Genomic DNA, 24,728 nt, shown 5'->3' on the forward strand with positions numbered 1-24,728 from the left:
AAAGTTGCGAAGAAAGGTACACACTATGACGCAGCCAGAGCAGTCCGGAATGCCCGACATGCAGGAACTCATCCGCCAGGCGGCTGAGGTTCAGGCACAGATCCAGCGCGCACAGGAGGAGATCCTTGCTGCTGTGGTCCAGGGCACCGCGGGTGGCGGCCTTGTCAGTGTCACCATGACCGGTGGCGCCGAGATCACGGACCTGACCATTAGCCCGGAGGCAGTGGATCCCAACGATGTGGAGACCCTGCAGGACCTCATCCTCGCTGCTTACCGCGATGCACACACCAAGGCTGGCCAGCTCGCACAGGAGAAGATTGGTCCGCTGACCCAGCCACAGACCGATGGTGGCAATGACTTTGCCAAGATGTTCGGTGGCAACTAGTCCCAGTTAAAAGCTAGGGTGACGGGGCCTTAGGGCCCCGTTTTTCTGTGAGGAGGAACCATGTTTGAAGGCCCGCTCCAGGACCTTATCGACGAGTTTTCCCGCCTACCCGGCGTCGGCCCCAAAAGCGCACAGCGTATTGCGTTCCACCTCCTGAAGACAGATCCGGATGACATCGATAGATTGCGAGCAGCCCTGGCCGCCGTCCGTGACGGTGTTGCCTTCTGCCGGATCTGCAACAACGTCTCCCGCGAAGAGATCTGCCGCGTGTGTGCCGACAGTGGCCGAGATGCCGGCCTGATCTGCGTGGTGGAAGACGCTAAGGACATCCAAGTCATTGAGCGGACGGGGGAGTACACCGGCCGCTACCACGTGCTCGGTGGGGCACTGGACCCCTTGGCCAACGTGGGGCCGAAGGACCTGGCCATCTCCACCTTGCTACAGCGCATTGGTGGTGTCCTGCCGGACCGTGACGGTGTTGCCCCCGAGGATAACCCGGTGATCCATGAGGTCATCCTGGCTACCGACCCAGACACCGAGGGGGAGGCCACAGCCTCCTACCTGGCACGATTACTGAAGGACTTCCCCGACCTCACCGTCTCCCGCCTGGCCTCAGGTATGCCTTTGGGCGGGGATTTGGAGTTCGTGGACGAGCTCACCCTGTCGCGCGCCCTCACCGGTCGTCTGAAGCTGTAGCACCCGCGCGACCGGTAGCCCCCGCCCCCGCGCCCGCCCGGCTGCGCCAGCTTGCCCGCCTGCGCGAGCTTGCCCGCCTACGCCAGCTTGCCCGTACCCGCGGCACCAGTAGCGCGTTCCCAGCGCGAAGTTAGTCCCGTCCGCGAATCAAGTCTCTCCAGCCACATGGGCAACATCTGACCTGGGGTTTCAGGAAGCTGTTTCGGACGGGACTGACTTCCCCGAAGAATGGAGCGAAAAGGGGCGGGAAGAGAAGGGGAAGTGCGGAACGAGTAACCGGGGGAAGCGGGGAAGGAGTAAGCGGGAAAGGGGAAGAGGGGAGGCAGGAAAGGGAAAGGAAGGGCAGTGGGGAAGGCTTAGTGCATGCGCTCGGCGCGGAGGCGGTCCACCTCGGGAAGCTCGAGGGGTTCGAGATCGGCGAGGGGGATGCCGAGGGCGCGGGCGAGGATCAGGTCAGCCAGCTCTGGGTTACGGGCCAAAGCGGGACCGTGCATGTAGGTAGCGATGACGCTGCCCTGCACGGCGCCTTCACCATTGGTGCCGCCGGCGGCATTGCCGTTACCAGTGCGGACGGCACCCAGGGGCTGGGCGTTGGGGCCGAGGACGGTGCCGCCGAGGTGGTTTTCAAAGCCGGTGAGGGGCTGCGACAACTCTTTGGTGATTCCGGCGTGGGTGGGGGTGGATACGACTTCGCCGATGGAGCGGGAGGGGAGGGGGGAGGTGGTGGCGTCGATAAGCGAGAGGCCGTCGACGAGCTGGCCGTGCGCACGGAAGGAAACGCCGAGAATCTGCAGGCCAGCGCACACGGCGAAGATGGGGCGCTGGTTGGCCGCGGCGCGGGCGAGGCCACCATCGGCGATGAGGTGTGAGGCCGCGAGGACCTGTGCGGAGTCTTCGCCGCCGCCGAGGGTGTATGCGGAGAGGTCGTCGGGGACGGGCTCGCCGAGTTTGATGGGGATGATTTCGGCGTTGATGTCGCGCATACGGGCGCGGCCGCGGAGGACGAGGGCGTTGCCGTCATCGCCATAGGTGCCCAGGATGTCGGGCAGGATGAGGCCGATAGTCAGTTTCTCAGCCATGGGAAACCTCCTTGAGCAGCGCATTCTTCAGGTTGAGTAGCGCGGTGTAGTTGGCCAGGACCTCGATCTTGCCCGGTGGGCAGGCTTGGATGGCCTTTAGTGGGTCGTGGATGAGTTCGTGTGCAATGCCGGCGTACAGCAGGCGCACTGCGAGGTCAGTGCCGCGTTCACCGGAGGCTTTCACGGCGATGTCGTCGAATTCTTCGAACTTGACGTCCCAAAGCCAGGAGAGATCCTCACCATCGCCTTGCTGGCCGTTGACGGCGATGACTAGGCCGTCGGCATCCCGGTTCACCATGGACAGAGCCTCCTGCCAGCCGGCTGGGTTCTTGGCTAAGAGGAGGTGGATGTCGCGGCCGTCCCAGGTGATGGTGGTGTAGCGGCCGGCGACGTCGTCGACCTGCTCCGTTGCTGCGATTGCGGCGGCGGTGTCCACGCCGTACACGTCCACGGCGGCGGCCACGGCTTGGGCGGCGTTGCCACGGTTGGCGCGACCTGGTAGGGCCAGGTTGAGCGGGTGGTTGGTGCCGTTGGGGGAGGTCAGGCCCTCATCGGTCACGGTCCACTGCGGGGTGGGGCGGCGGAACTCGCGGCCGTCCTTGAGAGGTGTGGTGGCGTACCAGTCCTCCTCGGTGCGCACGATGTGTCCGCCACCGCGGGGGTTGGATACGGAATCCCCCAACCAGCCGGCGCCGGCGGAGACCCAGACAACGCGTGGGGCGTCGTAGGCCACGGAGGTCATCAGCACATCATCGCAGTTGGCCACCACGGTCATGTTCGGGTGGAGCTCCACGGTTTTACGCAGGGCGCGTTCGATGGAGTTGATCTCCCCCACGCGGTCAAGCTGGTCGCGCGTGAGGTTGAGCAACACGAGGGCTTCCGGTTTGAGGCGGTGTGCGATGGCGGGGACGTGCAGCTCATCGACCTCCAGTACCACGTGGGATGCAGAGGTGTCGGCGAGTAGGGCAGAGATGATGCCCGCATCCATGTTGTCGCCGCCATCATTGGAGGCCACGCTGAACTTGGTGCGCAGGGCACCCACCAGCATGCGAGTGGTGGTGGATTTACCATTCGTGCCGGTGACCAGGATGGTGGGACGACCGGCGAGTTGGTCCAAGATGTTCGGGTCAATCGTGCCGGCGACCAGGCCGCCGATCATGCCGCCGGCACCGCGTCCAGTTGCGCGGGAGGCGGTGGTTGCAAGCTTCGCTGCGGTCACTGCGACTGTGGAACGCAAGCGTTGAAACGGCCCTGTTTTCCCAGTGTCGGGGGTGCTCGAACTCATGGGATAGAACTCTAGACGATCACGGGAAAGCACCGTGGGGGCGCGCTTATTGGTTGCGGAGGATGGTGAAAAATTCGTCGTCCGTAAGCAGTGGAATATTCTTGCGCTCCGCGTGCATTGCCTTGCCGCGCAGTTGGGAGGCTGGGCCGGTGATGTTGCTGATCACCAGCGATGTTTCACGCGAGAGCTTCTCCGTGTACACCATGCCCGCATCCAGGATGGCTTGCACGATCTCATCATGATCCGCGGCCACATCATCTGTGACCACCACTTCCATGCCGGGGCGCAAGCCAGATTTCGCGGTGTATACGCCCGGGTTACCCTTCGTTGGCTCGGCCTTCTCCGCCTGGATGCGAATGCGGGAGCGTTGCAGCCCAAAGCGGTCGTTGGTCAACTCATCGGGTGTGCGCTTGGCCACGTCGCCGGCCTCACGTTGGTGCAGGTAGAGCTGCATTAAAGCGAGGCTGCGTGCACGTGAGGTTGTCTCCTCGGGCTCCGCAGCACGCGCCACACTCGCCTCCGCAGACGGCAGGTCAATGCCGGCCTTCGCGGCCACAGCATCAAGGCGCGCATCCGTGCCTACGGTTCCCTGTTTCCGCGCAGTCGCAAGCGTATCGACGATCCCAATCGGCGTTGGCACATGCCCCACCCGCTGCCGCCGTCGGCCTTGCCTGCGGTTCCGGGAACGGTTTGCGCGCGCGGCCGCATTCATGGCGCGGCGGGATTCGGACACGATGAACCCCCACGCAAACGGCGCATCGTGGACGATGAGCGTGCGCCCATCGATGAAGCGATCCAGGGTGCGCAGGTGGCGGCCGAATTTCGGCGCTCGGTCAAACAAGCTGTAGTCGACGCCGTGCATATGGCGCGGACCGGGATCCCCGCCAGTGTTGAAGATGGCGTGGAACTCATCGCCAACCTCACCCGCATCATTGAAGGCCACACCGTCAAGGGTGACTAGGCGTCCGGTGTTCGGGTGGATGTTCGTGGCCTGCGGATACAGGGCAACGTATGGGTAAAGCTCCGTGAGGTTCGGCTTAGCGACGGGGGCGTCGTTGTTGTTTACCACTGCAACTCCAAAATGGGTACGGGTGCAGGCGCATTCGGGTTCTGGCGCGGAGCAGGGGCTGGTGCTGGCGCCGGTGCAGGGGCTGGTGCTGGCGCCGGTGGTGCTGGGGCTGGTGCTGGCGCCGGTGGTGCTGGGGCTACGGGCGCCCGCGGAGGAGCAGGGGCAGGAATGTAGTTCTGCGGGGCAGGGGCCGGGTTCGGGTTCACCGGCGCAGGCTCCGGTGCAGGCGACTCAGTTTCGGGGGTCGTGGATTCCTCCGTGGACGTCGTCGGCTCTGACGAAGCAGCAGAACTCGTGGTGTGCGACGTGCTGGAGGTGTTGGAGTCGCTCACGTAGGCATTGATTTCCCGGGCGCGCTCATCAACACCGGTGGAATACGCGATCAACCCCACCACGCCCAACGCGATGGCAGCGCACAACACGGCTGCGGTCTGAATGTTGAGGAAGGCGGACAGGTCAATCCGGCGGCCAGCACCCCGCTGTGCAGTGCCCTCTGCATCCGCTTCCTGCGCTGCCTCTTCCGCCACCGCATCGGCGACGAAGGCTTCATTGTGGGGGAGAGGGGCAGGAGTGACTGGCTCCACCTCGGCGGGCAGATCCTCAGGGACGGGGCCGAGGGGGTTGGCGTGGATGGTGAGGACTGGGGTGTCGTCGATAAGCGAAAAAACGCCGTGCGCAAGCGCGATCAACCCGCGACTTTCCAGCATGCGCAAGGACGGGCTGAGCTCAATGCCTGCGGCCCCATCCAGCTCACCCACGATCGTGCCGTCCATCCGGGCGACAACCTCACCGGCGGCATCGAAACCGATTTCCACCGCGACGCGCGCCCCATCAGTCTGCACACCGGTGGCAGAAGCCCCAGCTTCATCGAGGTAAATCACGCGGGGAGTGCCCGTGGGCAACCACACACTTTGCGTGTGCGGGGACAGGTCAGCGCGACTACTACCTGCATTGGCAGCATCGTTGCTCATGTCCACCTCCCATCCGCGTGAAACAAACAGCTAAAGCTCTTGTGAAAGAGCCTAGTCGCGCCGAGGTTACTGGCCCAAAGGCTGCCTGATATTCAGGCTGCGGTTGGCTGCGGAAACCATGGCCTTGATGGACGCGCGGGTGGTGGAACCAGCAATGCCCACGCCCCACGCATCCGAACCGGCGACAGAGGAACGGATGAAGCACACCGCATCCGCATCCCGGCCAGCGGTGCGTGCCTGCTGGCTGTAGTCCGTCACCTCATAGTCCAAGCCAAGCCCACGCAGCGCGTCGGCGAAAGCGGCAATCGGCCCGTTGCCGGAACCCGTGATCGTGGTGGTCTCACCGTTGTAGACCACGCCGGCCTTCACGGTTGCCTCATCCTCATCCGTCTCAGCCGCATCGACGTGGAGGCTGATCAGCTCAAGCGGGGTCTCCACGTCCAGGTACTCGCCGGCGAAGACATCCCACATGTTCTTGGAATTGACCTCTCCACCCTCCGAGTCCGTGATGGCCTGCACAACGGAGGAGAACTCTGCCTGCATTGGCTTAGGCATATTGATGCCGTGGTCCGTCTTCATGATGTAGGCCACGCCACCCTTGCCGGACTGGGAGTTCACGCGAATCACTGCCTCGTAATCGCGGCCCACATCCTTCGGGTCGATGGGCAGGTACGGGACCTCCCACACGGTTTCGCGCAGCTCCTCCCACGCAACATCCGTGGAGGACGCATCCGGGCGGACCTTCTGTGCCAACGCGTCGAGGCCCTTGTTGATCGCGTCCTGGTGCGAACCGGAGAACGCCGTGAACACCAGATCGCCGCCGTACGGGTGGCGCTCGGGGACGCGCAGCTGGTTGCAGTACTCCACCGTCTCGCGGATGCCGGCGATGTCAGAGAAATCAATCTGCGGGTCAACGCCCTGGGTCAGCATATTCAGGCCCAAGGTGACCAAGTCGACGTTGCCGGTGCGCTCACCGTTGCCGAAGAGGCAGCCCTCAATGCGGTCCGCGCCAGCCAAGTAGCCCAGCTCTGCTGCTGCCACGCCCTCGCCGCGGTCATTGTGGGGGTGGAGCGACAAGATGATGGAATCGCGCTTCTTCAAATTGCGGTGCATCCACTCGATGGAGTCGGCGTACACATTCGGCGTGATCATTTCCACCGTGGCCGGCAGGTTGATGATCATGGGGTTCTCCGGGGTGGCTTCCATGACGTCCACCACTGCGTCGCACACCTCAGCGGCGAAGTCCAGCTCCGTGCCGGTGAAGGATTCCGGTGAGTACTCCCAACGCCAGTGAGTGTCTGGGTAGTCCTTCGCAATATTCTTGATCAGCTCGGCCGCATCCGTGGCCAACTGCTTGATCGCTGCGCGGTCCTTGCGGAACACCACTTCACGCTGCAGCTTCGACGTGGAGTTGTAGAAGTGGACGATCACACGCGGTGCACCGGCACACGCCTCGAAGGTGCGGCGGATGAGGTGCTCGCGCGCCTGGACGAGAACCTGAATGGTCACGTCCTCCGGGATCATGTCCTCTTCGATGATCTCGCGCACAAAGTTGAAGTCCGTCTGGGAAGCGGAGGGGAAACCGACCTCTATTTCCTTGTAGCCCATCTCCACAAGCAGCTTGAACATGCGGCGCTTGCGCTCCGGGCTCATCGGATCAATCAATGCCTGGTTGCCGTCGCGAAGATCCACCGCGCACCACTGAGGCGCTACGGTGATCTTCTTGTCCGGCCAGGTGCGGTCTGGCAGGGCGATGTCTTCTACTTCCTTGGCAAAAGGCAAGTAGCGCTCGAACGGCATTGAGGAGCCACGCTGGGTGTTCCACGCCGGCTGGCCGGGGTTACGTGGACCGTTAGGCTTGCGGGTTTCAGCGGGCGGTGCGATGTGGGAATCAGAAGGGGTCATGGCTAGATCCTTAAAAGCTAGGTCCTTGAAAATCAGGAGTGAAAAGTGGGGCACGGCCGGCATGACTTACTCCGCGACGGGGTGCCGGCCGTGAAGTGATGGCCTAGAACCCGCCGCGGCTTAGAAGTAGGGCAGCTCCTCGGTGGTGAGCCGCCACATGCGGTGCGGTAGCCGATGACATGGTTCACATCGTAGCCAAGAAGAGAGCGCGCGCAAGCATTACGTGAGTATTAGGTGTGCTTTACGTGCACGTTAGGGCACCCTACATCTTTTGAACGATGCCCTTTTGGCGGTTAGGGTGGGACTTGCATTTACAAGTTTGCCTTTTTATCACCAGCCGGTATGCCGGCTGGGAAGGAGTTTTCCATGAAGTCCCTGTTCCAATCCGCTGTTGTTTATTTGATCCTGGGCTTGTGTGCTGGCCTTTACTACCGTGAGTTCACCAAGATCCAGGACTTCCCGGCAGGGGAGTTCACCCAGCTCGGCGTGACCCACACGCACCTGCTCATGCTGGGCTTCTTCGCTTTCCTCATCTTCCTGGCGCTGGAGAAGGCCTTCGCCGTATCGCGCGCCGGGAAGCTGTTCACCACATTTTTCTGGACGTACAACCTCGGCGTCATTATCACCACCGGCATGATGGTCTGGCACGGCAGCCTCACGGTGCTGGGACAGGAGGGCAACGCGATGATCTCCGGTATCGCTGGTCTTGGCCACATCTTCCTCACCATTGGCTTGACCTGCTTCATGGTTGCCCTGGGTCGTGCGATCAAGGGCCCCGCTCCAGTTAAGGCCTAAACGCTAAACCGATTTCCGCGACAGGAAGTACGTCGCGGTGAACATCGCCACTACCGCCACTGCCATGAGGGCCCAGCCCGACATGGTGGTGACGGTAAATTTTTCGCCCAACAGCGCCATGCCAAGGGTGTAGGCCAGTAGTGGCTCAAAGATTTTCATCGCGGGCAGGGATTGTGACAGGTTGCCTGCCCCGAATGCGTATTGCTGCACGATCGTGCCCACAACAGCAGCCGCGAGCAGCGCGTACAAAGGCCAGGTCGTGGCCATTTCCGTCAGGCCGCCACGCACGAACGCATCGACGGTGGTCTTGGAAAAGACCGCCAGGTAGCCAAAGATCGCACCGCACACCGCGCCCAAAAGAAAGGCGCGAAAGACAGAGGTTTGTCGCTTTGCGACGATCACCGTGACCACCATCGCCACCACCCCCAACCCCACGGCCAGGAGCCATTCTTTCCCCGATGCCATGCGGGTACCCGGTGTTGGCCGGCCAAGGATGATCAGAACACCCACGGCAATGGTGAGCACCGTTGCCCAGAAGGATTCGTCCAGTTCCATCCGCCGTTTTTCTACTCGGGCGGACAGAATCAAGGTCATGAGCAGCGATAACACCAGTACTGGCTGCACCACCAGTAGTGCGCCGAAGCTCAACGCCACCGCCTGGAAGCCATAAGCCAGCCACGCTAAGGACAAAGAGAGCCACCAAACGGGGCGCTTCATGGCGCCGATTGCGCCAACCGAGTTTTCGTGTTCCGCGTTGTGGCGAAGAACAATTTGGTGGCGCCACACCGTTCCAATGGCGATCGTCAGCGCCGATAGAAGCGCGAAGACGACGGCGAGGGTGTTGTTATGCACGCACAGCATGGTAGTCAACCGGTCAGTGAATGTATGACAACAAAACTTGGGGCGCGTACCCGTAAAGTAGGTACCGCACATTGGTCGGGTGGATGGCCCGGGATAGAAGAAAGGCGAACTGTGGCACTGATCGTCCAAAAGTACGGCGGGTCCTCTCTCGAGAGTGCGGAGAGGATTCGTGCGGTGGCGAAACGGATCGTCGATACGCAAAAAGCGGGCAATGATGTTGTGGTTGTCTGTTCCGCGATGGGCGACACGACGGATGAGCTGCTTGATTTAGCGGCGCAGGTCAACCCCACGCCACCGCCGCGTGAGATGGACATGCTGTTGACTGCGGGTGAGCGCATCTCAAACTCCCTGGTGGCAATGGCCATCGCGTCCTACGGTGCGCCTGTGCAGTCCTTCACCGGTTCGCAGGCCGGCGTGATCACCACCGAGCGCCACGGCAATGCCCGCATCCTTGAGGTGACCCCGGGGCGCGTGCAGGATGCTATCGACGAAGGCAAGATCGCCATCGTCGCCGGCTTCCAAGGCGTCAACCGTGACACCCGTGACGTGACCACCCTTGGCCGCGGCGGTTCAGACACAACAGCAGTGGCACTGGCAGCAGCGTTGGAAGCTGACGTGTGCGAGATCTACTCCGACGTCGACGGTGTGTACAGCGCTGACCCACGCATCGTGTCTGATGCGAAGAAGCTTGATCACATCTGCTTCGAGGAGATGCTCGAGCTTGCCGCGTCCGGCTCAAAAATTCTGGTTCTGCGCAGCGTCGAATACGCCCGCGCATTCAATGTTCCCATGCGAGTACGCTCGTCTTACAGCAACGACCCCGGCACGCTGGTGTCCGGAGCGATGGAGGATATCCCCGTGGAAGAAGCAGTTCTGGTTGGTGTGGCCACCGACGATTCTGAGGCAAAGATCACCGTCCTTGGTATCCCGGACGTGCCGGGTGAGGCCGCGAAGGTGTTCCGCGTGCTCGCTGATGCAGAGATCAACATTGACATGGTCCTGCAAAACACCTCATCGCTGCATGACAACACCACCGACATCACCTTCACCCTCCCCATCGCTGATGGCCCGCGCGGCATGAAGCTGCTCGAAGACCTGGTGCAGCGTGAGGGGTGGCAAAACGTTACCTACAACGATGAGATTGCCAAGGTCTCCCTCGTCGGCGCTGGCATGAAGTCCCACCCGGGCGTCACCGCTGACTTCACGGAGGCACTGCGCGACAAGGGCATCAACATCGGGATGCTCAACACCTCTGAAATCCGTATCACCGCCGTTGTTCGCCGCGCGGACATGGAGGATGCTGCGCGCGAGATCCACGAGAAGTTCGACCTCGGTGGCGACGAGCCAGCCGTGGTGTACGCAGGGACCGGGCGCTAAAGCCCATCCTTGAAACGCGAAAGCAGATTGGAGTAATTCATTGACTACGGTCGCAGTCGTCGGCGCAACTGGCCAGGTCGGCCAGGTCATGCGCGATATTTTGGCGCAGCGTAACTTCCCCGCGGACAAGGTCCGTTTCTTCGCGTCCCCGCGCTCAGCCGGTAAGGAGCTTGAGTTCCGCGGCGAGCAGATCGTGGTGGAGGACCTCACCCAGGTCACGCCCGAATCCGTGCAGGACGTGGACATTGCCCTGTTTTCTGCTGGTGGTTCAACCTCCAAGGAGTGGGCTCCGGTTTTCGCCGCGGCGGGTGCCACCGTGGTGGACAACTCCTCCGCATGGCGCAAGGATGATGAGGTCCCGCTCATCGTCTCCGAGGTCAACCCGGACGAGGTTACGGGCCTGAAGAAGGGGATCATTGCTAACCCCAACTGCACAACGATGGCTGTCATGCCCGTAGCCAAAGCGCTTCACGACGCAGCCGGGCTCACCACCATGCGCGTCGCCTCCTACCAGGCAGTCTCGGGTTCCGGCCTGGCCGGTGTGGAAACGCTGGCGAAGCAGGTTGCTGAGGTGGGCGACCACAACGTGGACCTCACCCACGACGGTTCAGTGTTGGCGCCAGCTGACTGCGGCCCCTACGTCGCGCCGATCGCCTTCAACGCACTGCCGATGGCCGGCAACTTTGTGGACGACGGCACCTTTGAAACCGACGAAGAGCAGAAGCTCCGCAACGAATCCCGCAAGATTCTCGGCCTGCCGGACCTGAAGGTCTCCGGCACCTGCGTGCGCATCCCGGTGTTCACCGGCCACACCATGGTCGTGCACGCTGAGTTCGAGCGTGAGATCACCCCGGAAGACGCCAAGCGCGTTCTCGAGGCTGCGCCGGGTGTCACCGTCGTTGATGTGCCTACCCCGCTCGAAGCGGCAGGCAAGGATGATTCCCTCGTCGGTCGCATCCGTCAGGATCAGGTCGTGGACGGTAACCGTGGTCTCATCTTCGTCGTCTCCGGCGACAACCTGCGCAAGGGTGCTGCGCTCAACACGGTTCAGATTGCTGAGCTGCTGGTTTAATCCCCCGCGCCCGCCACAAGATCCCGGCGGGCGCGGGCTACTCGTGAACGGATCGTGCCCACGCGCACGTTAGCGATCTTGGCTGCCTCCTCATACGTATAACCCAGCACCTGGGTGAGGATGAGGGCTTCGCGGCGTTCGGTGGGGAGATCGTCGAGAAGCGAACGTGCATCCAACACTTCGCTCCACGTATTCGAATTATCGGGGCTTGGCTGCTGTCCCGCGACATCGTCATACTCGACCGCAGCCTTACGCGGGCGCGCCATGTCGTGCCGCACCGAATCCACCCACGTGCGGCGAGCGAGGGAGAGCAACCACGTGCGCGCACTCGACCGTGCCGCAAACCGCGGCAGCGAACCCATCACACGCAGATACGTCTCCTGCGTCAGATCATCCGCGTGCTCCCGACCCGCCAGATGCGCGAGCAGCCGCCACACATCCTCCTGCGTTGCACGAATGAACTCAGACAACGCCTGCTTATCGCCACGGCCGGCGCGCAGCGCCAACTCCGTCACGTAGGCATCGTCCCTCTTTATCACGAGAATTGACGTTACCAGCAGGAAGCCCGCCGCTAACGTGGGTGCTTCGCAGCGGACATTCAGGTAGCGATCAGGGATAAGCCAGGACAATTTCTTAGAAGGCTCAGAATGCCTCCGTACCTTCGGGAACATCCTGATAACGCAATAACTCGGAGAACCAAGGAGGACTTCTCAATGGCTGACAACAAACCTGCAGAAGACATTGTGAAGAAGGGCGAGCGCCCCGCCGGTGACGGCAAGACCACCCGCCTGGGTGGCCAGCCCGTTGCATCGGAGAACATTTCCATCACCGCCGGCCCGCAGGGACCGAATCTGCTGGATGACATCCACCTCGTGGAAAAGCTTGCGCACTTCAACCGTGAGAACGTCCCTGAGCGCATCCCACACGCCAAGGGCCACGGCGCTTTTGGTGAGCTGCACATCACCGAGGACGTGTCCAAATACACCAAGGCCAAGCTGTTACAGCCGGGCACCGTTACTCCGATGGCGGCTCGTTTTTCCACCGTCGCTGGTGAAGCCGGCTCCCCGGACACCTGGCGCGACGTCCACGGCTTCGCCCTGCGTTTCTGGACGGAGGACGGCAACTACGACATCGTGGGCAACAACACCCCGACCTTCTTCCTGCGCGACCCGGTTAAGTTCCCGGATTTCATCCACTCCCAGAAGCGCGAGCCAGCATCCGGCCTGCGTAACGACGAAATGCAGTGGGATTTCTGGACCCGCACCCCGGAATCCGCCCACCAGGTGACCTACCTCCTCGGTGACCGCGGTACCCCGAAGACCTCCCGCCACCAGGACGGCTTCGGCTCCCACACCTTCCAGTGGGTCAACGCCGAAGGCCACGCGGTGTGGATCAAGTACCACTTCAAGACCCGTCAGGGCTGGGAGTGCTTCACCGACGAAGAAGCCGCCAAGGTCGCCGGCGAGAACGCTGACTTCCACCGCCAGGACCTTTTCGAGGCCATCGAGCGTGGCGATTACCCGATCTGGGACGTCAAGGTCCAGATCATGCCGTTCGAGGACGCGGAGAACTACCGCTTCAACCCCTTCGACCTGACCAAGACCTGGTCGCAGAAGGACTACCCGCTTGTCGACGTCGGCTACTTCGTCCTCAACCGCAACCCCAAGAACTACCACGCTCAGATCGAGCAGCTGGCCCTCGACCCATCCAACATCGTGCCTGGTGTTGGCCTGTCCCCGGACCGCATGCTGCAGGGCCGCGTCTTCGCCTACGCTGACCAGCACCGCTACCGCATCGGGCCGAACTACAAGGACCTGCCGGTCAACCAGCCGATTGTGCCGGTGAACACCTACGCTGAGCGTGGCCCAATGGCATACTTCTTCAACAATGAGGGCGAGCCGAACTACTCCCCGAACCGCACCGACAAGGGTGCTGGCTACCTGGACAACGGTGAGGATTCCTCCTCCAACCACACCACTTACGGCCAGGCTGAGGACCTCTACGTCAACCCGGATCCGCACGGCACCGACCTGGTCCGCGCCGCCTACGTCAAACATGCCGAGGACGACGACTTCGGCCAGGCAGGCACCCTCTACCGCGAGGTCTTCGACGACGCTGAGCGCGAGCGCTTCATCCACAACGTGACCAACAAGATGTTGCCCATCAAGGACAAGGACGTTGAGGAGCGCACCTTCGCCTACTGGGGAAACGTGGACGCTGACCTGGAGACCAAGCTCCGCGAGGTGCTGGCACAGAAGCGCGCCGAGCAGAGCTAGAAGGCTAGAAGGCTAGAAGGTCCTAGCGCCTTCTAAGGCACGCCCGCTGCCCAAGCCCATAGCGCAGAACCCGCTTTCTACAACCCGCTATATCGGCCAAACATTGGTGATTAGCTGGTGCTAGAGAGCGGGTTTTCCTTTTGCGAAACTGGGGGCCGGTTTGACTATCGCACTGTGCAGCGTTCGGCGACCTGCGGTTATGCCGTGCGTGATTCGCCATAGTCAAACCAACCGATTTTGGGCACACCAAATGGCCGGACATGCCGGCTACTTGGTGGGTTACCGCCCGTAGAGCAGTGTCATGGCTCCAAAGGGGTGGACGGTATTCGGGACGATGTGTCCGCGGGGTGATCTCCACATTGGTGCGCCCCGGATGTTGTCCACCCGGCCGTGGTAGCTGCGTTCTGGGTCGTCGTCGTTGGTGCGGTTGTGATACCGGCACAGCATGGCCAGGTTATCCATGTTGGTTAACCCACCCTTCGACCAGGCTTTGATGTGGTGGACCTGACAGTTATCCGCCGCATGCCGACAATCCGGTACCGGACACATTGGTGATAGTGCCCGGGCTAGGTCGCGTTGTTTCTGGTTAGCGAACCGTTGTGTGTCATACAGGTTGACCGCACCTTGTTGTGGATGGAATACCGCTACTTCGAGTACGTCCCCAAAATTCTGGGCCAAGTATTCCGCACCGGTCATGGTGGTGCCATCGGTTAGCCCCAGGATGACATCGTCGCCGGCACCACTGATGATCTTGGTGTGCTCTTCTAGTGGGATGAGGATCAGTGGACGGGGGACAGCAGGAGCAATACCCTGGGTTGGTGCGTCCTTAGCATTGGGGCGAAGGCCCAGGATGGTCATGAATGCTTCATACATCTGTGGGCCTGCAGGCCCATCACCGGTGACTTTTTGGCGTAGTGCGTACTCGATGGCTGCCATGTCGTGTTCTGGGCCCATAATGTTCATAGGGCGGGATGCTTTACGTGAGCGACCAAACCGGATTGTTGGCTCCGGGGCAGGTTTATCCACCTCAGGCACGATGTCCTGAGCGCGACGCTGCAGCGTCTTGTAGTTTCCCTTGACCGACAACAGGGCAAGACATGATTCGATGTAGGCAAGCTGATCCAAGGACTTTTGCGTCGAGCGTGCCACTGTGATCGCGTTGGCTTGTTTGCGGGTGAACTTTGTTTTCCCGTAGTAGACCTTGTGGACTTTGGTCCATTCGCGTACAAGGGCGGGTTTGCAGCCAGCGTCGAGGAGCACCTTGGCATCAAAGGATGCCAGGGTCTCGATCGGGTTGGTTAAACCCGTAACTAGTGCTGCAAAAGTGTTCATGCCACGCACACTAAACCGAAAATCAGAAACGTGCAGCTAAGGGCCAAAAAGCCTGTGGATAACCCAAAAACTATCCACAGGGGGTGCGCGCGGTAGCGCGCACCGGAGAGTGCGGAACATAGCCTTCACCAGCGGGAACAGGACGAGTTCCCAAACCGGCAAAAAAGTTTCAGACACTTACCATGGAATTAACCAGTGGCGCGCGGGTCCACCACGGTCACGCCGTGGATGGAGCGGCCCATGATGAAAGAGCCGACGGAACCGACGATCCATACGCCGAAGATGGCGATGACAGCGCGGATGGTGTCCGCAGCGTTGAAACCATCGGTGGCCCAGTCCGCGGTGAGTTTGGCCAGGATGAGCGCCGGGAAGGCGACGCAGACCAGGGGTCCCATGAGGTTCACGCGGGTCAGTGCGTTGGGGGCGCGGAGTTGCAGGATGAGGGTGGCCACCGTCATGAACACGGCGACGGCGACGAAGAAGAGAACGATGTACTGCCAGAGAGCCATTAGCGGCGCCCCCTCGAGATGATGCGGGACATGGACAGGGTTGGGATGGCGCCGCAGACGAGTGCGGCGAGGATGGCGATTTCGTAGCCGATGAAGGTGTCGTTGAAGATCGTCCATACGAAGTAAAGGCAGACACCGCCGTAGAAGATGTAGTCCGCCAGCACGGCGCGGCTGAGTTCATCTTTGTCGCGCAGGATGGCTACCAGCCCGATGATCACGCACGCCACTATGATCACGATGGCGCCGATGAGGATTCCTTCAAACATGTGCGAGGGTCACTTCCTTCCATTCCGGGCACGACGCGCACGCCGGGCACGACGCGCACGCCGTGCCTGGTCAGCAGCATCCACTGGGTCAGCGGCGTCGGGGTTGGTGGCGTCGCGTAGGTCTTCGTAGGGTTCCCACAGGACCTGGGCGGGGTCGACGGGGGTGTCGGCAACCCGCGGCGCGACGTGTTCTTCCATGTCGGCTAGGCCGGCGATGACGTCTTCGGGGTTGGAGCCGAAGGCGGCTTGGACGAGCATGATGCGTGGCTGGTCGGCGCCGGTGTCGCGGAAGCCCATGGCCAGCGTGGATGGGGTGGCGGTGACGGAGGTGGAGAACCAGAACAGTTCCCATTCGCTGTCCACGCGCAGGGGGTAGTAGATGACAATGGGTTGGATGCCGGAGTCAGCGCGGAACGCCGCGAGAGCGGTGGCGAATCCGGCGACCATGATTTCTTTGACTATCCAGAAGAAGTAGCGGATGCCGTGGAGGATGGTTTTCATTAGTGGCCTCCTTGCAGGGTTGCGGCGTCAGGGACACCGATGGGGTCGGTGCCGAGGACAGCGTTGGAATAGGCGTCCACATCGAGCAGCGCATCCACGGAGTCCGTCACGGCGCCCCACAGTGGGCCGGCTGCGATGAACATGCCGAGCGAAATGAGCATAAGGCTTATCGACGGCGCCACCAGCGCCCCCCGCACCCTCAAGGTTTCCGGGAACCGGTCCATCGGGCGACCCCAGAACACTTCGCGCCAGACGCGGAACATGGCCAGCATCGCGCCGAAGGAGGCGACGATGATCGCGCTGATGACTACCCAGGAGGCGAGGTCGCTGGGGCGCGCGGCGGCGAAGACGAGGGAGAGTTTGCCCCACAGGCCGGAAAATGGCGGGAAGCCGATGACGGAGAATGCGCCGGCGGCGAAGACGGTTGCGGTGAGGGGGTCGCGTCGCGCCAGGCCGGAGAGTTTGGACAGGGTGCCGGTGCCGTAGGTTTCTTCGATGGCGCCGGAGTTCAGTGTCAGCGCGCCGATGGTGATCATGTGGTGCAGGGTGTACATCAGGCCGGCGGCGAGTGCGTAGCGGGCGTCTTCCTGCGTGAATGCCAGCATGATGAGGATGAATGGCATGCCGTTGATCATCTGGTAGCCGAGCACCTGCCGGATGGTGGATTCTGCAAGACCGGCGAAGGCACCGACAAGCATGGACACGATCATCACGCCGATGATCAGCCAGTTCCAGCGTGTATCCATGTCAAAAATGACCACCCAGATGCGGAAGAGCATGTACACCGCGACCTTCGTGTGCAGGCCGGAGAAGAGGCCCATCACTGCAGCGCTTGTCGACGTATACGTGCGCGGCAACCACGTATGCAGCGGGAACACAGCGGCCTTCGCGCAGATGGCGGCGACCACGATGGCCATGGCGACGGTAACGGGGCCGTTGCCGGCGGCAGCACCTTGGAGTGCGCCGATGTTCACAGCGCCGGTGACGGCGTAGACATAGCCCACGCCCATGACCAGGAAGGTCGATGCGGCGAGGTTCACCAGCACGAAGAGGCGTGCGGACTGGAGGCGATGACGCGTGCCCGACATGGCGATGAGGCCGTAGGAGGGCAGCAGCATGACCTCGATCATGACGAAGAAGTTGAACAGGTCTGCCGTCAGCAGCGCACCGGACACACCGGTGATGAGCACCAGCGTCAGCGGTGTGTAATAGCGCGCGCGGGTTTCACCAGAGACGATGGCGAACCAGTTGGAAATCAGTGCCACCAGCATGGTGGTGATGATCATGATCGCGGAGAACTGGTCCCCGGCAAAGGCGATTCCCGCTCCGCCCTGGTAGAGGCCAATGATGTGGCCAATAGTGCCGTGCTGCGCGGTGTAAAGGTACAGCCACATGCCGCCGGCGAGGTTGATGGTGGGGATGAGGAGGGACAAGGCGTCGTTAAGCATGCGCCACGGCGAGAGCGCCGTGACTGCCGCAACGATGAGTGGCAGAGCAACGAAGACAGGAAGTAATGCGTCAGGTGCCATTAGCCACGCACCCCCTTGTGGGCAGTGCGGCCCATGGTGGTGAGGGCATCCGGGTCGAGCTTGGCAGCCTGGTCAGCGTCGAGGATGTTCGCGATCGTGTCATCATCGCGCCCCAACGCAGCAAGCAGCAGCAAGATGGTCGTGGTGGCCATGGCGATGACAATCGCGGTAAGCACGAAAGCCTGTGGCAGGGGATCCGCCATCTGGTCCATGGAGGTTTGGGAGGGGAAGGCCTCCCCACGCCACGCACCGTTGCCGGCGGCAAGGAGCGTCAGGTTGCTGGCATGCCCAAACAAGGACATGCCGAAGATGATGCGCACCATGCCACGCTGCATGATCAGGTACACCGCCCCGGCGATGAGGATTCCAACTGTGATTGCGTAAATCATTTCGCGCCTCCCTTCGGGGTCTTCCGCGATCCAGCGGCGATGGCGCTGGCCAAATCCAGTGGTTTCGCGGCCGGGTTGATGGGCTTCGGGTGGGACTCCGTGGCACCTTCCGGCGTGGAAATCTCGGGAACACCCGGCAGGGGATTGGCCCCTTCGCGGTGGTAGTCCAACTGTTCGCGGTTCGCGCCGGGGCGCAGGTAACCGCCCATGCCGTTGATGGCCATGGTGAGCATGCCCAGCACCGCAAGGTAAATACCGGCGTCGAAGATCAGGGACGTAGTCATGTGTTGCCCGGCGATCTCACCGTGGATGGCATACATGAAGCCACCTTCGATGAAGCCGAGGAAGCCAGAGGAGATGGCCACGATGATGCCAATACCGGTGAGATAAATCGGGGTCTTCGGGCCCACGGCGTTGCGGTCAGAGCCTTGGGAAAGGTAGCTGAGCACGAACGCGGTTGCCAGGACGAGCGCGGCGATGAAGCCACCACCCGGTGCGGTGTGGCCACGGAAGAAGATGAGAACGGACAGCACAACGAGGATCGGTGTGATCAGCTTGGCTACCTTCCGCAGCGGCAGCGTGTTCAGGCGCGACTGACCGAACGGTGCTGGGCGGGTGCCTTCCTGGAAATCATGACGCGGTACCGAGGCGGTCACAGCGGCGATAACCACTGCGGCCATGCCCAGGACAGAAAGTTCGCCTAAGGTATCAAAGCCACGGAATTCCACGATGATCACGGCCACGATGTTGTCCGCACCCGTGAGCTTTCCACCCTCGGACAGGTACCACATGGCCAGGTCAGAGCGTTCCCGACGTCCCGTGAGCGCATACACGCCCAAGAATGCCACGATGCCGGACACAGCCGCGAAGAGCATCGACCACGTCTTGCGCTTCGCAGGTGTTTCCGGGAAAAGGCGGGGCTGGTAGCGCAACACCATCATGATCACCACGATGGTGAGTGCTTCCACCGTGAACTGAGTCAGTGCCACGTCAGGAGCACCGAGCAGTAGCATCTGCAAACTCATGCCCACACCGGCGGTGCCCAGCAAGATGGCTGCGGTCATGCGCTTCTTCGTGGCCATCAGACCAAAGACAGACACGCCGATGATGGTCAGCGGGATGAGATCCCAGTAGTTACCCAGATCGTCTGTGCGTGGTGCTGGGGCCACGCCGTCAACACCCGTAGTGAACAGGGCGGTGACAGCCCCCATGCCCACAATCACGGCCACCAACCAGACCAGGTGGCGCGAGGGGTTGAAGCTATTCGCCATGGCGCCGGCTGCACGACCAATACGTTCGGAGCCTTTCACCACACCAGCCAAGACGTCATTGCCGGTAAACGGCAGCAACGCCTTGTTCTCCAGTGCTGCAAAGACCGGCTTGCGCACGAAGAGGAACCCGATGCCAGCCACCAGGACCACCATGGACACGATGAATGGCCAGGTCACGCCGTGCCAGAGAGCCAAATGCGACTCGAAGGCGGAAGTGGGGGCGATGGAGGTGACGGCGGTGGTCACGGGGGCGTCGATAAGCGAGAGTGCAAAAACCGCGGGCACAGACATGAGGCCGGGCAGCGCGGCTGGAAGCCACAGGGACACCGGCGCTTCGTGGACGTCGGACATGTCGCGCGGGCCGTCGATGAACGCGCCGAAGACGATCTTGGCGGAGTAGACGAAGGTGCACAGCGCGGCGAGGCCACCGAGTGCGAGCAGTAGCGGGCCGTACGCGGTGGAGTGGAACGCATCCAGGATGGATTCCTTGGACACGAAGCCGAACAGTGGCGGGATCGCGGCCATCGATGCGGCGGCGATGACAAGGGAGCCGAACGTGAACGGCATCTTGTCCCACATGCGGCCCAGGCGGCGGATATCGCGTGAGCCGGCCTCATGGTCAATCACACCGATGAGCATGAACAGGGAGGATTTGAACAGTGCGTGGGCGAGCGTGTGCACGAGCGCTGCGGCGAGCGCGAACGGAGTGCCCACGCCCACGGCCGCCACGATCCAACCCAGGTGCGAGACCGTGGAGTAAGCGGTGAGCTGCTTCAGGTCCGTCTTCGTGATGGCAAAGATCGCGGACATGAGCGCCGTGCCCAGACCCGCCGTAACCAAGAGGACATTCCACGTGGGATTGCCGGCGAAGATGGTGGAGAAGCGCAGCAGCAGGTAGATACCCGCCTTGACCACCGCGGCGGCGTGCAGGAACGCGGAAACCGGGGTGGCGGCGGCCATGGCTTCCGGCAGCCAGAAATGGAAGGGGAACTGCGCGGCTTTGGTGAAGCCGGAGATAGCAATGAGCACGGCCACGCCGGTGACGATCTTGCTGTCCTGCTGCCACACATCCGCGGCGAGGATCCCGCTCAAACGGGTAGTGCCCGTGGTCACCGCAGCGATAGCCAGGCCCGCCAGCAGCGTAAGACCACCGAAGAACGTCAGCGCGAGAGTACGGAAGGAACCCGCCTCACCCGACGAGCCTGAACGGGCGATGAGCAGGAAGGACGCGATGGACACGAGCTCCCAGCCGATGAAGAGCAGCACCACATCGTCGGCAAGCACGAGCAACAGCACCGACAGCGTGAACGCCGTCATGATGGTGTAAAAACTCGTATTGCCATCATTTTTGGGCAGATACGCCGCCGAATAAATAAGCACGATGCCACCGATGCACAACGCAAGCAGCGCGAAGAACGCACTCAGCCCATCAGCGCGTAATGCAAGATCAACGGTGGTTCCGGGGCCGAGCAAATCCTCAGCCCACGTTGTTTCAAACACGAGGGGACCATCGCCGTTGAGGGCGCGCGTGAGAACACCGGCGGCGATGAGCATGACGGGACCCAGGACCCAACCAGCCCTGCGATCCGCCGCGCGCACCAGCACCGGGGACGCAACCACAGAAGCGGCAACGATCCCTAGAACAATGAGAAGAGCCATAGGCACGGGGTATTTCTGGTTGCGGGTGCGCGGGCAGCCCACCCATGGGACGTAGTCCACGGTATCAGGTGGGCGCGTGGTCGGCGCAGTTGCTTTTTGCTTATCGACGCCCTCCCTCGCGGTGTGTCTCACCAGAAACAACCGTCACATTCGTTACATTTTGCGCTATGAAGTGGAACGTTGTCCTTGCGTTTGTCGTGTTCGTCGTCGCGGCAATCTCCCCCATGAACCCCGCCGCCACGTGGACGAGCCCCAACTCCGATGAAACAACTGGCGCCCCCGCTACCTATGCCGGGCCAGACCAATTCGTAGGTGCGCGCCGGGCCGCCGGTGATGCCGCAGCGCAAGCCAGCTTCCTCGTCCAGGGCACGCAGAAACTCGTTGATGGCACTGACCAGCTCAAGGACGGCTCAGGTGAACTGGCCGATGGCATCAAAGCTGCCCGCGATGGAGCGGACCAACTGTCCAAGGGCATGGTCGATCTGCAGAACGGCACCGGAGCACTCGCTGATGGCGCCACCCGCCTCGCCGATTCCGTTGGTGGTGCAGTTGACCAAGTCGTCGGGTTTGATGCCATTCGCGGCCAAGTGCTCTCCGCCATTGACAGCACCCTGCGCACCACCAAAAACTCCCGCGACCCCCAGGTGGTAGATCTTCGCACCCAGCTCGAGGACCTGCGCCGCCAGGTGGAAACCGCCGAGATCCCCCAAGATATGACCACCCAGCTCAATGAGCTTAAGGACGGCTCCCGCGAACTGGCCAACCAGCTCTCGGTTCCTGGCTACGCCTACCACGACGGCATTTACACAGCCACCAACGGCGCCCGCGACCTAGCCAACGGCCTGAATGAGATGAACAACAAGGTCGATGACGCTACCGGTGGAATCGATGAACTTGTCGACGGCGCATACAAAATCGACGATATGGCCACCACCACCCAGGACCGCATCAGCGACGTGCAGCGCGCCATGCCGGCACCCGCGCCCGTGGCCGCCGGCTCGGGCACGGAGTCTGAAGGGCCATCTTCTGCTCTTGCTCCGCTGGCCGCCATGCTGGTGAGCGCCCTAGCCGTCATCGCCGGTATCGCTCTCGCCTTGGCCGCCTACGCTGCGCGCGGCCGTAACCGCTGGCTCACGCTCGGAATTGGTACTGCATTTATCACTGCCGCCGGCCTCATCCTCGTTGGCATCCTGGGCACCAATCTGAGCCCCTTTGCCCTGGCAGTGAGTGGTCTTGCCCTGGCGCTGGTCACCCTCGCCTCCGCCGGCTTCACCTGGATTGTTCGTTCCTCCTTTGGCCGCACTGGTGGCACCGCCGTGGCCGGAATCTTCGGGCTGGTGCAAATGGCCATCGTCGGCTGGGTCTGGTCCACCGCCGCCACCGGCAACGTTGACCTGGTGTGGCGCACCGCCTCCTCCGCGCTGCCCATGCACTGGTCCACCGCCGCCATCTCCGCCGCTGGCAACCAGGGCTCCGCTACCGCCATGTGGACCGGCGTGGCGCTGAGCGCCTTCCTCGCCTTGTTGGGTGCCGCCGCCGTGGCCATGACCACGCGCGCGGTGGATGAGGATGAGTACGAGGACTACTACGAGGAGCAGTAAGACACCACGTAGCATCGCCACCCGCGAATCACGGCCAGGCCCGCCGATACATTCCAATAACGTATTGCCGTACCTGGCAATCGGGTAAAGGTTTCAGGACAGGGTGAGATGAAGGGCATCGCTGCCCCCAGCGGTGCCCTTCAGTGCATTTTCGTGTAAAAGTTTACATTGCTCCGGTAACTACCAAGCAGCAGAAAATTTCTACCTGGGATTTCATCCGAGCCGATTTTTCGCAATGTAACTTCCTACACGCACCCGGGGCAGAGAAAAGCAAAACCCCCTCGTCTGAGGGGGTTTGATGTGTGGTCGGGATAACAGGATTTGAACCTGCGACCTCTTCGTCCCGAACGAAGCGCGCTACCAAGCTGCGCCATATCCCGGTGTATCAAAACCATGGCCGGGGCCGTGGTGTGGTACTCGGGATACTTTAGTCCACGCTGCGAAGACTGCCAAAACGCCAGCTCGGGGCTATTCCGGGCGTTCGGTGATCCGGATGAGGCTGGCGGACGGGCGACAGAACAGGCGTACCGGGGCGAACTTGGATGTGCCTAGGCCGTTGGACACTTCGAGCCACATTTTGCCGTAGCGGTGGAGGCCGGAGGCGCGCCCCCGGTCAATGTCGGCGTTGGTCACTAGGGCGTGGCCACCGGGGAGGCAGATTTGTCCGCCGTGGGTGTGGCCGGCCAGAACTAGGTCGTAGCCGTCAGCCTCAAAGCGGTCGAGGACGCGACGGTAGGGGGCGTGGGTGACACCGATGGCTAGGTCGGCGGCGGGGTTGGGGGCGCCGGCGACAAAGTCGTAATCGTCGAAGTCGTGGTGGGCATCGTCAGTGCCAGTCACAGCGAGTTTCAGGCCACCAGCTTTGAATTCCAAGCGGGCGTGTGTGGCGTCCTGCCAGCCGCGTTCGATGAAGGCGGCGCGCATGCCCTTCCACGGCAGGTCCACGTACGAGGGTTCGCGCTTCTGGTCCAGCAGGTATTTCAGCGGATTAACCATGCGTGGGGCCCAGTAGTCGTTGGTGCCAAAGACGAAGACGCCGGGGCGATCCAGCAGCGGGCCGAGGGCGTTAAGGACATCGGGGACGGCGCGCTCATCGGAGAGGTTGTCGCCGGTGTTCACCACCAGATCCGGGTTCAACGCGTCAAGGGCGCTGACCCACGCCACCTTCGTTTTCTGCCCCGGGATCATGTGGAGGTCGGAGACGTGGAGGAGGGTGAAGGAGGGGGGCCGGGAGGCGTCGATAAGCGGATTGTGTGGCAACGTGCCGGGCGGAAGAATGGGCAGCTCGTATGTTTTGAGCTGGAATTTTGTTAACTCACTCACGCCGAACGCGAACGCTGCCGCGCCGAGACCTGCGAGTCCTGCGCCCACGCGGGCTACTTGTGCCAAACGCTTCCTCATTCGCCCAAGACTACCCTCGACTACGCTCGGGACCATGAGTGAACTGAAAGTGAAGATCGCCTACGACCTCAAAGAAGCAATGAAGGCGAAGGATAAGACCCGCCTTGGTGCGATTCGCATGCTGCTCGCCGCGATTCAGACTGAGGAAACGGAAGGCACGAAGCACGAGCTCACGGATGATGAGGTGCTGAAGATCATCGCGCGCGAGATCAAGAAACGCCGCGAATCCGCCGAGATCTACACGCAAAATGGACGCCAGGATCTTGCGGATACGGAGCTCGCCGAGGTTGCTGTGCTCGAGGATTACCAGCCGGAGCAGCTCAGCGATGAAGAGGTGGCCAAGCTTATCGACGAAGCCGTGGCCGAAACCGGCGCCACCTCCATGAAGGAGATGGGCCAAGTGATGAAGCTGGCTACGGAGAAGGCCGCTGGTCGTGCAGACGGCAAGCGCCTGTCCACCGCGGTGCGGGAGCGTCTGGCTTAGGCGCTTTGCGGGGGC

Annotated in this window: 23 protein-coding genes and 1 tRNA gene; 8 read left to right on the plus strand and 16 right to left on the minus strand. The window is 62.1% G+C overall.

The annotated features are described in order from the left end of the window. Positions 1 to 25 precede the first annotated feature (25 nt). Positions 26 to 385 carry a YbaB/EbfC family nucleoid-associated protein gene (locus QP968_RS07110; RefSeq protein ID WP_284855721.1) on the plus strand — a complete coding sequence of 120 codons (360 nt, stop codon included), beginning with the start codon at positions 26 to 28 and terminating at the stop codon, positions 383 to 385. Between the two features lie 60 nt (positions 386 to 445). After that, positions 446 to 1,081 (plus strand): recombination mediator RecR, encoded by a 636-nt coding sequence (gene recR, locus QP968_RS07115; RefSeq protein WP_284855722.1) that lies wholly within the window; start codon positions 446 to 448, stop codon positions 1,079 to 1,081. 356 nt (positions 1,082 to 1,437) lie between these two features. Here recR and QP968_RS07120 read toward each other — a convergent pair whose 3' ends face one another. The 5 genes from QP968_RS07120 to leuA all read right to left on the minus strand — a co-directional run bounded on the left by QP968_RS07120 (position 1,438) and on the right by leuA (position 7,390). Next, on the minus strand, positions 1,438 to 2,160 hold the full coding sequence (locus QP968_RS07120) for a type 1 glutamine amidotransferase (RefSeq protein WP_284855723.1): 723 nt from the start codon (positions 2,158 to 2,160) through the stop codon (positions 1,438 to 1,440). Next, the gene (locus QP968_RS07125; RefSeq protein WP_284855724.1) at positions 2,153 to 3,445 is read right to left on the minus strand and encodes a Mur ligase family protein; all 1,293 of its coding nucleotides are present in this window, start codon (positions 3,443 to 3,445) and stop codon (positions 2,153 to 2,155) included. The genes QP968_RS07120 and QP968_RS07125 overlap by 8 nt, the downstream gene beginning before the upstream one ends. Before the next feature lie 46 nt (positions 3,446 to 3,491). Further along, entirely contained in the window at positions 3,492 to 4,514 is a 1,023-nt protein-coding gene (locus tag QP968_RS07130; RefSeq protein ID WP_284855725.1) for a DNA polymerase III subunit epsilon, read from the minus strand. Further along, positions 4,508 to 5,485 (minus strand): hypothetical protein, encoded by a 978-nt coding sequence (locus tag QP968_RS07135; RefSeq protein ID WP_284855726.1) that lies wholly within the window; start codon positions 5,483 to 5,485, stop codon positions 4,508 to 4,510. The genes QP968_RS07130 and QP968_RS07135 overlap by 7 nt, the downstream gene beginning before the upstream one ends. 66 nt (positions 5,486 to 5,551) lie before the next feature. Then, positions 5,552 to 7,390: a 2-isopropylmalate synthase gene (gene leuA, locus QP968_RS07140; RefSeq protein WP_284855727.1), complete on the minus strand. Its 1,839-nt coding sequence runs from the start codon at positions 7,388 to 7,390 to the stop codon at positions 5,552 to 5,554. A gap of 366 nt (positions 7,391 to 7,756) precedes the next feature. Between leuA and QP968_RS07145 the strand changes: the two genes are divergently transcribed. Beyond that, a complete protein-coding gene (locus QP968_RS07145) occupies positions 7,757 to 8,185 on the plus strand; it encodes a DUF2871 domain-containing protein (RefSeq protein ID WP_284855728.1) in 429 nt (142 codons plus the stop codon). Positions 8,186 to 8,188: 3 nt separating this feature from the next. Here the strand turns inward: QP968_RS07145 and QP968_RS07150 are convergent, their stop codons facing one another. Then, complete coding sequence (locus QP968_RS07150; protein WP_284855770.1) at positions 8,189 to 9,046, minus strand: DMT family transporter; 858 nt, start codon at positions 9,044 to 9,046, stop codon at positions 8,189 to 8,191. 111 nt (positions 9,047 to 9,157) lie between these two features. On the opposite strand from QP968_RS07150, the gene QP968_RS07155 reads away from it, so the two are divergent. Both QP968_RS07155 and QP968_RS07160 read left to right on the plus strand, forming a co-directional pair. Further along, positions 9,158 to 10,423: an aspartate kinase gene (locus QP968_RS07155; protein WP_284855729.1), complete on the plus strand. Its 1,266-nt coding sequence runs from the start codon at positions 9,158 to 9,160 to the stop codon at positions 10,421 to 10,423. A gap of 40 nt (positions 10,424 to 10,463) precedes the next feature. Further along, positions 10,464 to 11,495, plus strand: coding sequence for an aspartate-semialdehyde dehydrogenase (locus tag QP968_RS07160; protein WP_284855730.1), 1,032 nt, complete (start codon positions 10,464 to 10,466; stop codon positions 11,493 to 11,495). On the opposite strand, the gene QP968_RS07165 is transcribed toward QP968_RS07160, so the two are convergent. After that, positions 11,492 to 12,034: an RNA polymerase sigma factor gene (locus QP968_RS07165; RefSeq protein ID WP_284855731.1), complete on the minus strand. Its 543-nt coding sequence runs from the start codon at positions 12,032 to 12,034 to the stop codon at positions 11,492 to 11,494. The two genes, QP968_RS07160 and QP968_RS07165, sit on opposite strands and share 4 nt — an antisense overlap. 174 nt (positions 12,035 to 12,208) lie before the next feature. On the opposite strand from QP968_RS07165, the gene QP968_RS07170 reads away from it, so the two are divergent. Beyond that, positions 12,209 to 13,771: a catalase gene (locus QP968_RS07170; protein ID WP_284855732.1), complete on the plus strand. Its 1,563-nt coding sequence runs from the start codon at positions 12,209 to 12,211 to the stop codon at positions 13,769 to 13,771. A gap of 279 nt (positions 13,772 to 14,050) precedes the next feature. Here QP968_RS07170 and QP968_RS07175 read toward each other — a convergent pair whose 3' ends face one another. From QP968_RS07175 to QP968_RS07205, 7 genes are all read right to left on the minus strand, one after another. Continuing rightward, positions 14,051 to 15,103: an HNH endonuclease signature motif containing protein gene (locus tag QP968_RS07175; RefSeq protein WP_284855733.1), complete on the minus strand. Its 1,053-nt coding sequence runs from the start codon at positions 15,101 to 15,103 to the stop codon at positions 14,051 to 14,053. Between the two features lie 188 nt (positions 15,104 to 15,291). After that, positions 15,292 to 15,612, minus strand: a complete 321-nt coding sequence (locus tag QP968_RS07180; protein ID WP_284855734.1) for a Na+/H+ antiporter subunit G — start codon at positions 15,610 to 15,612, stop codon at positions 15,292 to 15,294. Beyond that, positions 15,612 to 15,878, minus strand: coding sequence for a cation:proton antiporter (locus tag QP968_RS07185; RefSeq protein ID WP_284855735.1), 267 nt, complete (start codon positions 15,876 to 15,878; stop codon positions 15,612 to 15,614). Before QP968_RS07185 ends, QP968_RS07180 begins: the two co-directional genes overlap by 1 nt. A gap of 9 nt (positions 15,879 to 15,887) precedes the next feature. After that, on the minus strand, positions 15,888 to 16,379 hold the full coding sequence (locus QP968_RS07190) for a monovalent cation/H+ antiporter subunit E (protein WP_284855736.1): 492 nt from the start codon (positions 16,377 to 16,379) through the stop codon (positions 15,888 to 15,890). Beyond that, positions 16,379 to 17,908: a monovalent cation/H+ antiporter subunit D family protein gene (locus tag QP968_RS07195; RefSeq protein ID WP_284855737.1), complete on the minus strand. Its 1,530-nt coding sequence runs from the start codon at positions 17,906 to 17,908 to the stop codon at positions 16,379 to 16,381. Before QP968_RS07195 ends, QP968_RS07190 begins: the two co-directional genes overlap by 1 nt. Continuing rightward, on the minus strand, positions 17,908 to 18,297 hold the full coding sequence (locus QP968_RS07200) for a cation:proton antiporter subunit C (RefSeq protein WP_284855738.1): 390 nt from the start codon (positions 18,295 to 18,297) through the stop codon (positions 17,908 to 17,910). Before QP968_RS07200 ends, QP968_RS07195 begins: the two co-directional genes overlap by 1 nt. Further along, entirely contained in the window at positions 18,294 to 21,227 is a 2,934-nt protein-coding gene (locus QP968_RS07205) for a DUF4040 family protein (RefSeq protein WP_284855771.1), read from the minus strand. The genes QP968_RS07200 and QP968_RS07205 overlap by 4 nt, the downstream gene beginning before the upstream one ends. A 167-nt stretch (positions 21,228 to 21,394) precedes the next feature. Between QP968_RS07205 and QP968_RS07210 the strand changes: the two genes are divergently transcribed. Then, on the plus strand, positions 21,395 to 22,828 hold the full coding sequence (locus QP968_RS07210) for a hypothetical protein (RefSeq protein WP_284855739.1): 1,434 nt from the start codon (positions 21,395 to 21,397) through the stop codon (positions 22,826 to 22,828). Positions 22,829 to 23,131: 303 nt separating this feature from the next. Here the strand turns inward: QP968_RS07210 and QP968_RS07215 are convergent. Then, positions 23,132 to 23,208 (minus strand) — tRNA-Pro (locus QP968_RS07215). Positions 23,209 to 23,296: 88 nt separating this feature from the next. Then, on the minus strand, positions 23,297 to 24,229 hold the full coding sequence (locus QP968_RS07220; protein ID WP_284855740.1) for a metallophosphoesterase: 933 nt from the start codon (positions 24,227 to 24,229) through the stop codon (positions 23,297 to 23,299). Positions 24,230 to 24,263: 34 nt separating this feature from the next. Between QP968_RS07220 and QP968_RS07225 the strand changes: the two genes are divergently transcribed. Continuing rightward, a complete protein-coding gene (locus QP968_RS07225; protein ID WP_284855741.1) occupies positions 24,264 to 24,713 on the plus strand; it encodes a GatB/YqeY domain-containing protein in 450 nt (149 codons plus the stop codon). Positions 24,714 to 24,728: the final 15 nt, after the last annotated feature.

Origin of the sequence: Corynebacterium sp. MSK041 (assembly GCF_030232265.1) — a bacterium.
Lineage (GTDB): Bacteria > Actinomycetota > Actinomycetes > Mycobacteriales > Mycobacteriaceae > Corynebacterium.